Source organism: Vibrio sp. YIC-376, assembly GCF_052353105.1.
Lineage (GTDB): Bacteria > Pseudomonadota > Gammaproteobacteria > Enterobacterales > Vibrionaceae > Vibrio.
Genome location: NZ_JBBWFK010000007.1, coordinates 104,303 through 116,446, shown reverse-complemented (window position 1 = coordinate 116,446; position 12,144 = coordinate 104,303). Strand labels below are relative to the sequence as shown.

At 44.5% G+C, this 12,144-nt stretch carries 11 protein-coding genes; 8 read left to right on the top strand and 3 right to left on the bottom strand.

Going from position 1 to position 12,144, the window contains the following annotated elements; translation table 11 throughout:
* Positions 1 to 38: 38 nt before the first annotated feature.
* From WJM94_RS14640 to map, 3 genes are all read right to left on the bottom strand, one after another.
* Positions 39 to 422, bottom strand: coding sequence for a DUF3461 family protein (locus WJM94_RS14640; protein WP_444494932.1), 384 nt, complete (start codon positions 420 to 422; stop codon positions 39 to 41).
* A 142-nt stretch (positions 423 to 564) separates the two neighbouring features.
* On the bottom strand, positions 565 to 3,189 hold the full coding sequence (gene glnD / locus WJM94_RS14635; RefSeq protein WP_444494931.1) for a bifunctional uridylyltransferase/uridylyl-removing protein GlnD: 2,625 nt from the start codon (positions 3,187 to 3,189) through the stop codon (positions 565 to 567).
* A 98-nt stretch (positions 3,190 to 3,287) separates the two neighbouring features.
* Entirely contained in the window at positions 3,288 to 4,166 is an 879-nt protein-coding gene (map, locus tag WJM94_RS14630; RefSeq protein WP_444494930.1) for a type I methionyl aminopeptidase, read from the bottom strand.
* Positions 4,167 to 4,541: 375 nt separating this feature from the next.
* Between map and rpsB the strand changes: the two genes are divergently transcribed.
* The 8 genes from rpsB to rseP all read left to right on the top strand — a co-directional run bounded on the left by rpsB (position 4,542) and on the right by rseP (position 12,102).
* A complete protein-coding gene (gene rpsB / locus WJM94_RS14625) occupies positions 4,542 to 5,270 on the top strand; it encodes a 30S ribosomal protein S2 (protein ID WP_444494929.1) in 729 nt (242 codons plus the stop codon).
* Positions 5,271 to 5,401: 131 nt separating this feature from the next.
* Positions 5,402 to 6,247, top strand: a complete 846-nt coding sequence (gene tsf, locus WJM94_RS14620) for a translation elongation factor Ts (protein WP_444494928.1) — start codon at positions 5,402 to 5,404, stop codon at positions 6,245 to 6,247.
* A gap of 148 nt (positions 6,248 to 6,395) precedes the next feature.
* A complete protein-coding gene (pyrH, locus tag WJM94_RS14615) occupies positions 6,396 to 7,127 on the top strand; it encodes a UMP kinase (RefSeq protein ID WP_444494927.1) in 732 nt (243 codons plus the stop codon).
* A gap of 95 nt (positions 7,128 to 7,222) precedes the next feature.
* Positions 7,223 to 7,780: a ribosome recycling factor gene (frr, locus tag WJM94_RS14610; RefSeq protein WP_444494926.1), complete on the top strand. Its 558-nt coding sequence runs from the start codon at positions 7,223 to 7,225 to the stop codon at positions 7,778 to 7,780.
* 96 nt (positions 7,781 to 7,876) lie between these two features.
* Positions 7,877 to 8,632 (top strand): isoprenyl transferase, encoded by a 756-nt coding sequence (locus WJM94_RS14605; protein WP_444494925.1) that lies wholly within the window; start codon positions 7,877 to 7,879, stop codon positions 8,630 to 8,632.
* A 12-nt stretch (positions 8,633 to 8,644) separates the two neighbouring features.
* The gene (locus tag WJM94_RS14600) at positions 8,645 to 9,487 is read left to right on the top strand and encodes a phosphatidate cytidylyltransferase (protein WP_444494924.1); all 843 of its coding nucleotides are present in this window, start codon (positions 8,645 to 8,647) and stop codon (positions 9,485 to 9,487) included.
* A gap of 51 nt (positions 9,488 to 9,538) precedes the next feature.
* Positions 9,539 to 10,744: a 1-deoxy-D-xylulose-5-phosphate reductoisomerase gene (ispC, locus tag WJM94_RS14595; protein ID WP_444494923.1), complete on the top strand. Its 1,206-nt coding sequence runs from the start codon at positions 9,539 to 9,541 to the stop codon at positions 10,742 to 10,744.
* Positions 10,744 to 12,102 (top strand): sigma E protease regulator RseP, encoded by a 1,359-nt coding sequence (gene rseP, locus WJM94_RS14590; RefSeq protein ID WP_444494922.1) that lies wholly within the window; start codon positions 10,744 to 10,746, stop codon positions 12,100 to 12,102. The genes ispC and rseP overlap by 1 nt, the downstream gene beginning before the upstream one ends.
* The last annotated feature ends 42 nt before the right edge of the window (positions 12,103 to 12,144 follow it).

The following is a 12,144-nucleotide window of genomic DNA, read 5'->3' as shown; positions in this document are numbered from 1 at the left end:
CATTACCAACCCCCTTGTTACTTCGTTGTTGCTCAATACTATTTGAGCTTTTCGAGATCAGCTTCTATCTCTGCTATTTTACTGGACACTACTTTTTCTAGATGGCGAAGGTCAGACAGGATTTTCTCTTTAATATCGACTTCTGTCACTCTCGTTGGCTTAGTTATTTTATTAAGTTCATCAATGACTAAAGTAAGATTTCGATTAATTTCTGTGACTTCTTTATATCTGTGAGTGCCACTGTCCACTAGTACGTTTTTAATTTGGCGTGGGTATTTAAATTTGACACTTTTAGCGAAGAGTTCGCCTTTCTGTTTGTGGAAATAGATTTTTAGCACATCTTTATGTGCCTCTTGGCGAAGGGAATAACGTTCAATCTGTTTTGGATCTTGAATGCCCAAACCAGTGAGGTGTGGAAACATAGGCTACCTCTGTATACTGAAATGATATCAGTACTAACTGTAGCAGCCTAGGAACGAGCTAGATAGCTGATATTTAGTCAAATTGCTTAACTTGTGGGCAAGATCGCTATCGTTCTTGCCCACAGTAAACTCTAGTGGGTAGCTAATCGGTTAGCGCGTCAGATAAAGTCTCTATGAGCTTCTCACGTAGCTCATTTTGTTGCTCTTCAGTCAGCCTTTTTCCAGTGCCGCTGGTCAGAATAAATAAGTCTTCTGCGCGCTCACCAATGGTAGTGATCTTCGCGCCGTGAAGGTTGATACTCAAATCAGCAAAAGTTCGGCCGACTTTAGCCAGCAATCCCGGCGTGTCTAACGCAACAAACTCCATTAAGGTATGTTTTTTACCCTTGGTCGGTAAGAAGTCCACTTTAGTTTTCACATTGAAGTGTTGCAGTTTGTTTGGCGTGCGACGGGTTTTAATTTTCGTCGGTCGGCCGTCTTCTAACACGTGAGCCAAATGTTTGATAACAGCAGCATGCCGAGACTCATCTATCGCTTCGCCGTGCTGATCGAGAACGATAAACGTATCGATGACATGCCCATCTTTGCTCGACATGATTTGCGCGTCATGGACGTTAAAGTTACGTCGGTCAAGCTCTGCAACAACCGTCGCAAATAACGCAGGTTGATCTTTGCTGTAAACGAAGACTTCAGTACCACCACGAGTCGCCCTTTTGCTTATTAGCACCAACGGCTTGCTCGGATCTTCCATCCGCAGCAAGTGGCCACAATGCCAGGCTATCTGGGTGTGAGTATGACGTAAGAAGTAGTCGGCTTTAAATCGTTGCCAGAGTACTTCAATCTCTCGAGCAGAAAACCCTTCTTTGCGTAACAGTGCAGAAGCCATTTGCTGGTTATGTCGAATGCGCTCTCGAACATCTACCGGGTTTTCTAGCCCGCGACGGAGCGCTCGCTGAGTCGAATAGAAAAGCTCAGCCAAAAGGGTGCGTTTCCAGGCGTTCCATAATTCTGGGTTAGTTGCGCAAATGTCTGCGACCGTGAGGCAAACCAAATATTCCAGCGATTCTTCATCGCGAACCTGTTTAGCGAACTCAGTAATGACATCGGGATCGTAAATGTCTCTTCGTTGAGCCGTCACTGACATCAGCAAGTGGTGTCTTACCAACCAACTCACTAATTTTGCTTCTGGCTTTGACAACCCATGCTCGATACAGAAATCGTAGGCCTCACCTTCGCCAATAATTGAGTGGTCGCCACCTCTGCCTTTGCCGATATCATGGAAAATCGCGGCAATGATCAGTAACTCTTTCTTTTGCAGTCGCGGGTATATATCACAGCAAATAGGGTGTTTACTGTGATTAGCCGGATCGTTAAATGTATGAATGTGCTTGAGTAATCGGATACTGTGCTCATCCACGGTATAGGCGTGAAAAAGATCGAACTGCATCTGGCCGACTATCTGACTCCATTGCGGCAGATAGGCTGCCATTACACCGAGTTTGTGCATCAGACTAAATGCTTTATGTAGTGCATTTGGATGACGACATAACGCCATGAACTTTTCCCGGGCCTCAGGAATAGTGTGCAGAAACTTGTTCAAGCGGCGGCGAGCAGTTCGCAATTGACGCAGAGTTGGAGGACTCACACCATCTATGGTCGAGTCATTAGCAATGTGCAGAAACATGTCGAGAATCGTTTCTGGCCGTGCCTGAAACAGTGCTGGTTTACGAGCTTCGATGAGTGAACCCCGGCGTTGAAAGTCAGCATCAAGAATTTCGGCATTTTCAGTGATACCGCCATTGATGATGGCCTGATCAAACAGCTTGAGGAGCATTTTATTCAACTCGGCTACGCGGCGCAGGGTACGATAAAACTCCTTCATCATCATTTCTACACCGCGGTTGCCTTCTCCGACATAGCCGAGGCTTTCTGCAACCTGGGCCTGATGGGCGAAAGTCAGACGGTTGTCGTAGCGGCGAAGCTCTAAATGAAGTGCAAAGCGTACGCGCCATAAGAAATCCTGACACTCAACCAGTTCACGGTATTCCGCATCAGTTAAAAATCCATAGCGGCTCATCTCAAGCAATGATGTCGCACCAAAATGGCGGCGAGCTACCCAGCTTAAAGTATGAATGTCTCTTAGCCCGCCGGGGGTAGACTTGATATCAGGTTCCAGATTGTATGTGGTGTCGTGATAACGTGCATGACGCTCTCTTTGTTCTTGTATTTTGGCACGATAAAAAGTCTCACTTGGCCAGAAGGAATCGGACAAGACCACTTTTTTTAGTGCCTGGAACGTATCTTCGCTACCGCACAACAGGCGGGCTTCTTGCAGGTTAGTTGCAACGGTAAGATCATCGCGGCCAATTTCAGCACATTCGTTAACGGTACGAACGGAATGTCCTACTTCAAGCTTGAGATCCCACAAAAGGGTGATGAATTCACTGATTTTAGCTTCCAGTGCATTCGGTAATTTATTATTCGACAAGATGAGAATATCAATGTCTGATAATGGATGAAGCTCTCCACGACCATAGCCACCTACAGCGACCAATGAAATATTGTAAATGTCATTGAAGCCAAAATGTTGCCATAAACGCTTAAGTAGCAAGTCCATGTATTCCGCTCGGGCGAGAACCAGACTTGTCACAGGATGGTGATTTAAAAATTCTTGTTTCTGTTCAGAGCCAAATTTTTCCAGCTCTTGTTTGAGTTCACCGATGTTGATTTGTTCATCGGTAAACGTAATTGGTGACTGAAGTGACATATTGCTATCCGTGCAAGCTAAAACTATTAGCAATCTAACAAATTTGACGCAGATAAAAAATATCCCCGCATGAGCGGGGATAGTGTAGAAATGTGTTATTACGCGTTTTTCATCAAGCGTGGAATGGTATCATCGCTGCGAAGTGTCAGAACTTCACAACCATCTTTCGTCACCACAATGGTGTGCTCATACTGAGCTGAATTTTTGCCATCGCCTGTGTATACCGTCCAGTCGTCTTGTGCATCAACACTACAACCAAATTTACCAGCGTTGATCATTGGCTCGATAGTGAAACACATACCTTCTTTCAGTGCGCGGCGGTCTTTGTTCTTGTAGTGAACCACTTGTGGTTCTTCGTGGAACTCATCACCAATGCCGTGACCACAAAAATCTTTCACAATAGAGAACTTGTTACGAGGATTGTTCTTGTTGTTTTCTTTTATGTACTTCTCAATTGCTGTACCGATATCACCAACCGTAGCACCTGGCTTAACCTGGCGCATGCCTACGTAAAGTGCTTCTTGCGTTACCATACACAGACGTTTATTGGCAGGAGATACCTCTCCAACCAGGAACATCTTCGAAGTATCACCGTGGTAACCTTGAGGGCGAACGCTCAAGTCAGCGTTTTCATCGTTAGGGATGATCACTGTAATGTCGACGTTAATGATGTCACCATCTTTCAGTACGGCTGGTTTTAGTTGGCCGTTGCTACCAATTTCGTCTTCTTCAGCCGGGATGCCGTGACAAACGATGTGGTTGATAGAGGTACAAATCGATTTAGGGTATCCATGGTAATCAAGCGGTGCAGAGTACGCGCCTTTTTCTAGAGCGTATTCATGACAGATTTTGTTTAATTCTTCTGTCGTTACGCCGACCTTGATGTACGGTTCGATCATTTCTAGAACTTCTGCGGCCAGCTTGCCCGCAATGCGCATGCGTTCGATTTCTTCAGCAGTTTTAATCTTGATTGACATTGGCTTTCTCTACTTATTCGTAAGCACGTAAACGTGCGAATGGTCGCATTCTAACAGACATCTGTCGATGAACCCAAGCCAGTTAAGAATATGAGTCATTCTTATATACACAGTTGTACCTTCAAATAGGGTGGATTGACTCGGTGAAGAAATAATTTTTACTAGCCAGAGTGAGCTAAAATATGATATAAAGCGCGCCGGAATAGAGGACTGTTCTCTTTGTTTAGTGAAAGCTAAGCGGCGAAGCAGGCGTCATCCGAATAACTTTTTTATCTTTAAATCACACACATTCCGTCACATATTCCGGGGTGCTGGGCAGAAGCTTGGTCGGAGTTATGGGGGATGTGGAGGCCTAACCCCATAGAGGATTTTAATATGGCAACTGTATCAATGCGCGATATGCTGAAAGCTGGTGTTCACTTCGGTCACCAAACTCGTTACTGGAACCCAAAAATGAAGCCATTCATCTTTGGTGCTCGTAACCGCGTTCACATCATCAACCTAGAAAAAACTGTACCTATGTTCAACGAAGCTCTAGCTGAGCTTGCTAAAGTTGGCGAGAAAAAAGGTAAAGTTCTTTTCGTAGGTACTAAGCGTGCTGCATCTGAATCTGTTAAAGAAGCTGCGATCGCAAGCAACCAGTACTACGTTAACAACCGCTGGTTAGGCGGTATGCTAACAAACTACAAAACTGTTCGTCAGTCAATCAAGCGTCTAAAAGAGCTTGAGGTTCAATCTCAAGACGGTACTTTTGACAAACTAACTAAGAAAGAAGCTCTAATGCGTACTCGTGAAATGGAGAAGCTAGAGAAATCTCTTGGTGGTATCAAAGATATGGGCGGCCTACCAGACGCTCTATTCGTAATCGACGCTGATCACGAACACATTGCAATTAAAGAAGCTAACAACCTAGGTATTCCAGTATACGCTGTGGTAGATACTAACTCTAACCCAGACGGCGTTGACTACATCATCCCAGGTAACGACGACGCGATCCGCGCAGTTCAACTATACCTAAACGCTGCTGCATCTGCAGTAACTGAAGGTCGCAACAAAGACGTTGCAGTAGTTGCTGAAAAAGACGGTTTCGTAGAAGCTGAATAATAGCGGCTCTGTGTCACACTTAGTTTATGTGAAACCTTGTTGTAGCATAGACTGAGTTATAGTTAGCAACGGGGGCCGACAATGTAGGCCCCTGTTTTTTACCTTATTTCGAATCAAACGAGGAATAGAGAATGGCAACTGTAACTGCTGCTCTAGTTAAAGAACTTCGCGAGCGCACTGGCGCTGGCATGATGGAATGTAAGAAAGCGCTTGTAGAAGCAAACGCTGATATCGAACTAGCAATTGAAAACATGCGTAAGTCAGGCGCAGCGAAAGCAGCTAAGAAAGCTGGTAACGTTGCAGCTGAAGGCGCAATCATCATCAAAGAAGAAAACGGTGTAGCTGTTCTTCTTGAAGTTAACTGCCAAACTGACTTCGTTGCTAAAGATGGTAACTTCGCTGCATTTGCAGAAGAAGTTGCAGCTGCAGCTCTAGCATCTAAAGCATCTGTTGAAGAGCTACAAGCTCAATTCGAAGAAGCTCGCGTAAATCTAGTTGCTAAGATCGGTGAGAACATCACTATCCGTCGCGTACAATACGTTGTAGGCACTGCTATCGCTTCTTACCGTCACGGTGAGAAAATCGGTGTAGTTGTTGCTGGTGAAGGCGACGCAGAAACTCTTAAGCACGTAGCAATGCACGTTGCTGCTTCTCGTCCAGAGTACGTAAACCCAGAAGACGTACCTGCAGACGTAGTTGCTAAAGAGCGTGAAGTTCAAGTTGAAATCGCTATGAACGAAGGCAAGCCAAAAGAAATCGCAGAGAAAATGGTTGAAGGCCGTATGAAGAAATTCACTGGCGAAGTTTCTCTGACTGGTCAAGCGTTCATCATGGAACCTAAGAAATCTGTTGGCGAAATGCTAAAAGAAAAAGGTGCTTCAGTTGCTACATTCGTTCGCCTAGAAGTTGGTGAAGGTATCGAGAAAGCAGCTGGCCTAAGCTTCGCTGAAGAAGTAGCACTAGCTCAAAAAGGTTAATCCTTAGAGAAGCGTGCAAATATTAGACCGTAGCCAAGGCTGCGGTCTTTTTATGAGCAGCTCGTGATTAGCCGTGATGAATGCGCTTATTAAATGTTAAGTGTATCCATGACTGTTAATCAACAACTCTCTTTTTAAGGTAAACTCCATGACTACGAACCCTAAACCAGCGTATCAACGTATTCTATTAAAACTGAGTGGTGAAGCTCTTCAAGGTGAAGACGGTTTTGGTATTGATCCTGCGATCCTAGATCGTATGGCTCAAGAAGTTAAAGAACTTGTTGAATTGGGTGTTCAGGTTGGTGTAGTTATCGGTGGCGGTAACCTGTTCCGTGGTGCAGGTCTTGCAGAAGCTGGCATGAACCGTGTAGTGGGTGACCACATGGGTATGCTTGCAACGGTAATGAATGGCCTTGCGATGCGTGACGCACTTCACCGTGCTTATGTAAATGCACGTGTTATGTCTGCAATTCCGCTAAAAGGTGTTTGTGACGACTATAATTGGGCTGATGCGATCCGTGAACTTCGTCAAAGCCGTGTAGTTATTTTTGCTGCAGGTACAGGTAATCCATTCTTTACGACAGATTCTGCAGCGTGTCTGCGTGGTATTGAAATTGAAGCTGACGTAGTTCTAAAAGCAACTAAGGTTGATGGTGTATTTACTGCTGACCCAGTAGCAAACCCAGACGCAGAGCTGTATGATAAGCTATCTTACGCAGAAGTTCTGGATAAAGAGCTGAAAGTAATGGATTTGGCAGCGTTCACACTTGCTCGTGATCACAAAATGCCAATCCGTGTATTTAACATGAATAAACCAGGCGCACTACGCCGCGTGGTTATGGGTGAAGCTGAAGGTACTCTGATCAGCTCTAACGCATAATCCTAGGCACCATCCAAGAAACCTTGGATGGTGTTTAGCTTTGCTAAACCCTTTTAAGCTTTCTTCAGGAAAGATGATATTTTTAAGGTGAAACCGTGATTAACGAAATCAAAAAAGACGCGCAAGAGCGCATGGACAAAAGCGTTGAAGCGCTAAAGAACAACCTTTCTAAAGTTCGTACTGGTCGTGCACACCCAAGCCTGCTTTCTGGTATTTCTGTAGAGTACTACGGTGCTTCTACTCCTCTAAACCAGGTAGCAAACGTTGTTGCTGAAGATGCACGTACTCTAGCAATCACTGTTTTCGACAAAGAACTGACTCAAAAAGTTGAAAAAGCGATCATGATGTCTGATCTGGGTCTAAACCCGATGTCAGCAGGTACTATCATTCGCGTTCCACTTCCACCGCTAACTGAAGAGCGTCGTAAAGACCTAGTTAAGATTGTTCGTGGTGAAGCTGAAGGTGGCCGTGTTGCAGTACGCAACATCCGTCGTGACGCAAATAACGATCTAAAAGCTCTTCTAAAAGATAAAGAAATCTCTGAAGATGAAGATCGTAAAGCACAAGATGAGATCCAAAAACTGACTGACTTAGCTGTTAAGAAGATCGACGATGTTCTTGCTGCTAAAGAAAAAGAGTTGATGGAAGTTTAATACTCCCACCTACATCACTGTTGGAAAACGCTGTGCTCACAGTTCAGCGTTTTTTTATGTTAGTCTGTCCAACTGATGGAACTCAATTAACTCCCTATGCAAAATTCTCAAGCCTTCTCTGACTCCCTTCCCAAACATATTGCCATCATAATGGACGGTAATGGTCGTTGGGCTAAGTCCCAAGGAAAACCTCGTGTATTTGGTCATAAAAAAGGCGTAACTGCAGTTCGTAAAACGGTTGCTGCGGCTTCAAGACTAGGCATCAAAGCCATGACGTTATTTGCTTTTAGTAGCGAAAATTGGCGTCGTCCAGAGGAAGAAGTTGGTCTTTTGATGGAGCTGTTTATCTCAGTTTTATCAAGTGAAGTCAAAAAGCTACACAAAAACAACTTACAGTTACGAGTAATCGGAGATACCAGCCGATTTAGTGAGCGTCTACAAAGGAAAATTGTAGAAGCGGAAAAGTTAACGGCAGAAAATACGGGTATGGTGATCAACATTGCCGCGAATTACGGCGGCAAGTGGGACATCATGCAAGCAACAAAAGCATTAGCACAAAAAGCACGTAATGGTGAAATACGTGTAGAGGATATAAATGAGCAGTTAATCACTGAGCATTTGACCATGGCAGATTTACCTGAAGTGGATCTTCTGATTCGCACGAGTGGTGAGTGTCGCATTAGCAACTTTATGTTGTGGCAGATGGCATATGCTGAGATGTACTTTACACCAGAATACTGGCCAGATTTCGATGAAGACAGTTTGGTCGAAGCGGTTACCTGGTTTATCAACCGAGAGCGCCGTTTTGGTTGCACTGGTGAACAAATAAAGGCATTAATGGCTGCTCAATAAGGACTAGTTAGTTTGAAACAGAGAATAATAACAGCACTAATTTTAGCTCCCCTGGTTATTTTAGGCATTTTTAAATTACCCCTGATGGGATTTATCATCGCATTGACAGCGATAACACTGTTGGGATTTTGGGAGTGGACTCAGTTCACAGAAAGTCGTTCACGCATTGCTGCCCTAATTCCTGCAGTCATTGTGACCGGACTTAGCTTTTTATATATTGCACCTGATGCAAACAGCCTCAATCAACTGACGATGCCTCATTTTGTTATGTTGGGTTTGGGGTTTGTATGGTGGATTATCGCCAGTTTCATGGCCATTACTTATCCGCGTACCACAAAGTCTTGGCAGAGTAACCTTGTCTTACGACACGTTTTCGGTTTTCTGACATTACTTCCTTTTCTGTGGAGCGTCATTATTCTGCGAGCCTCAGACATTACGGTAGATCCATACCACGGCGCAAAGCTGGTACTTTTCGTTTGTTTCTTGGTATGGGCTGCTGACAGTGGCGCTTACTTTGCGGGTAAAAGTATGGGTAAGCGAAAAATGGCACCACACGTAAGTCCAAATAAAACCATTGAAGGCCTGATTGGCGGTATTATCACTGCACTTATTGTCGGTTGGTTATTCGCAGATTGGTTTGATATCCAATTCACTAGCCCTATTCATATGGTGATAATTACGTTAATTACAGTTGTAATTTCCGTGCTTGGTGATTTGGTTGAAAGTATGTTCAAGCGCGTCTCAGGCATTAAAGATAGCAGCAATATCATTCCAGGACACGGTGGTGTGCTTGATCGCATTGATAGCCTAACCGCTGCATTCCCCGTTTTTGCTCTTCTTTACTACGTATTCTAATTTATCGGGAGCGGTTTTATCGCTCCTGAATTTTTCTAACGGTCTTACATCATGCAAAAGTTAACGATTCTTGGTGCAACAGGCTCAATCGGTGCAAGCACATTAAAAGTGGTTGAACAAAACCCAGAGCTGTTTTCTGTGGTCGCATTAGCGGCAAGCACTAACGTAGAAAAAATGGTCTCACTTTGTCGCCAATGGCAACCTAAATACGCTGTCATGGCGGATAAGACGGCGGCTGTAGCTCTGCAATCTGAAATCCGCACCATTTCACCAAACACAGAAGTGCTAGGTGGCGTTGATGCCCTTTGTCATGTGGCTTCATTAGAAGAAGTAGATAGCGTAATGGCGGCAATTGTTGGCGCTGCGGGTTTGCTGCCGACGATGGCGGCGGTTAAAGCAGGTAAGCGAGTGTTGCTGGCAAACAAAGAAGCGTTAGTGATGTCAGGACAGCTGTTTATTGATGCGGTTAAAGAACATGGTGCAGAGTTGCTTCCTGTTGATAGCGAGCACAATGCTATTTTTCAGTGTTTGCCACAGCAAGTTCAAACCAGTTTAGGTCGATGCAATCTTGATGAGCATGGAATTAACCATATCCTGCTGACAGGGTCTGGTGGTCCATTCCGTTACACAGACATTGCTGAACTGGCCAATGTCACCCCAGCACAGGCTATCGCGCATCCCAACTGGTCTATGGGGCCAAAAATTTCAGTCGATTCTGCGACGATGATGAATAAAGGTCTTGAATACATAGAAGCGAAGTGGCTTTTTAATGCCTCTCGCGAGCAGCTAAAGGTGATTATTCATCCACAGTCTGTTATTCATTCAATGGTGCAGTATCGTGATGGTTCTGTTTTAGCTCAAATGGGGGAGCCTGATATGGCAACGCCGATTGCGCTGACCATGTCCTATCCATCTCGCGTTGATGCAGGGGTTAAGCCATTGGACTTTACACAAGTTGGTGAGTTGACATTCTTGCAGCCTGATTTTGAAAGATACCCATGCTTGAAGTTAGCGATTGAAGCATGTTATGAAGGTCAACATGCGACAACAACATTAAATGCTGCCAATGAAGTCGCTGTTGATGCATTCTTAAATAACAGGCTTGGTTTTACAGATATAGCTCGCATCAATGCATCTGTATTGAATAAAATCACTGCAAGCTGCAGAGCTGAGAATGTTAATAGCTTGGAAAGCTTGTTAGAGCTAGATAGAATGGCTAGAACTATCGCCCTTGAATTCATACGCGAGCGTGGCTAATGACTGGTATTTTGTGGAATCTCGTTTCTTTTATTGTTGCTCTTGGCATTCTTGTTGCCGTGCACGAGTTTGGCCACTTTTGGGTAGCTCGCCGCTGTGGCGTAAAAGTTGAAAAATTTTCAATCGGTTTTGGTAAGCCCATCTGGAGCAAGATGGGCCAAGATGGAACCGAGTACAGCATCTCTATGATCCCTCTTGGTGGGTACGTCAAAATGGTGGACAGCCGTGTTGATGATGTTCCACAACATGAAAAACATTTAGCCTTCGATCAAAAGCCACTTTGGAAACGTACTTCTATTGTCGCTGCAGGTCCTGTATTTAACTTCTTATTTGCTATCTTCGCTTACTGGCTGGTTTTCCTCATTGGTGTACCTGCTGTAAAGCCTGTAATTGGTGAAATTACGCCCAACTCGATCATTGCTGAAGCAGGAATTGAATCGGGGATGGAACTAAAAGCAATCTCTGGTATCAAAACTCCGGACTGGGAATCTGTCAATATGGGATTGATTTCTCACATTGGTGATGATTTGATGACGGTAACCGTGGCATCAAACGATGAAATCGGCTCTGAAGTGACCAAAACGCTCGACCTTCGTGATTGGAAATTCGATCCGGAAACTGAGTCCGCGATGCACTCACTTGGTTTTGAACCGTATACTCCGGAAATCTACATGGTCATTCAGCAGGTTACGGAAGGTGGTGCTGCTGAAAAAGCCGGAGTATTACCTGGAGACGAGATTGTCGCTATTGAGGACAAAGCGGTAACGGTTTGGGATGAGGTAGTAGAGGCGATACGCACGAACCCTAATACACCGTTACAATTGACCGTTTTGCGCGACGGTTACCACCAGTCATTGACCTTGACCCCTGACAGTCGTGAGCTGGCTAACAAACAGGTTATTGGCTTTGCAGGTATCGCACCTGAAGTCGCAGAATGGCCAGAAAGTTATCGCTTCGAATTACAGTTTGGTGTATTCGAATCAATTGGCAAAGCGATTGATAAAACAGGACAAGTGGTTGGACTTACAGTTAGTATGCTTAAGAAACTGATTGTAGGGGATGTTGGTCTGAACAATCTAAGTGGACCTATTTCAATTGCGAAAGGGGCTGGGGCGACAGCAGATTATGGTCTGGTGTATTTTTTAGGTTTTCTCGCTTTAATTAGTGTTAACCTAGGTATTATTAACCTCGTACCTTTACCAATGTTGGACGGTGGCCATTTGTTGTTTTTTGCAATTGAAGCAGTTATTCGACGTCCTGTTCCAGAAAGAATACAGGAAATGGGATACCGAATTGGTGGTGCGATAATCTTCTCGCTCATGGCGTTAGCGCTATTTAATGATTTTACTCGTCTGTGATAGTTCAGAGACAAAGCAGTAGCAAGGAATAATTAGAACAAA

What these genes read in the sequence shown, in the direction of transcription:
- WJM94_RS14640 (WP_444494932.1), bottom strand. Translation starts at nt 422, where the DNA reads ATGTTTCCACACCTCACTGGTTTGGGCATTCAAGATCCAAAACAGATT.
- glnD (WP_444494931.1), bottom strand. Translation starts at nt 3,189, where the DNA reads ATGTCACTTCAGTCACCAATTACGTTTACCGATGAACAAATCAACATC.
- map (WP_444494930.1), bottom strand. Translation starts at nt 4,166, where the DNA reads ATGTCAATCAAGATTAAAACTGCTGAAGAAATCGAACGCATGCGCATT.
- rpsB (WP_444494929.1), top strand. Translation starts at nt 4,542, where the DNA reads ATGGCAACTGTATCAATGCGCGATATGCTGAAAGCTGGTGTTCACTTC.
- tsf (WP_444494928.1), top strand. Translation starts at nt 5,402, where the DNA reads ATGGCAACTGTAACTGCTGCTCTAGTTAAAGAACTTCGCGAGCGCACT.
- pyrH (WP_444494927.1), top strand. Translation starts at nt 6,396, where the DNA reads ATGACTACGAACCCTAAACCAGCGTATCAACGTATTCTATTAAAACTG.
- WJM94_RS14605 (WP_444494925.1), top strand. Translation starts at nt 7,877, where the DNA reads ATGCAAAATTCTCAAGCCTTCTCTGACTCCCTTCCCAAACATATTGCC.
- ispC (WP_444494923.1), top strand. Translation starts at nt 9,539, where the DNA reads ATGCAAAAGTTAACGATTCTTGGTGCAACAGGCTCAATCGGTGCAAGC.
- rseP (WP_444494922.1), top strand. Translation starts at nt 10,744, where the DNA reads ATGACTGGTATTTTGTGGAATCTCGTTTCTTTTATTGTTGCTCTTGGC.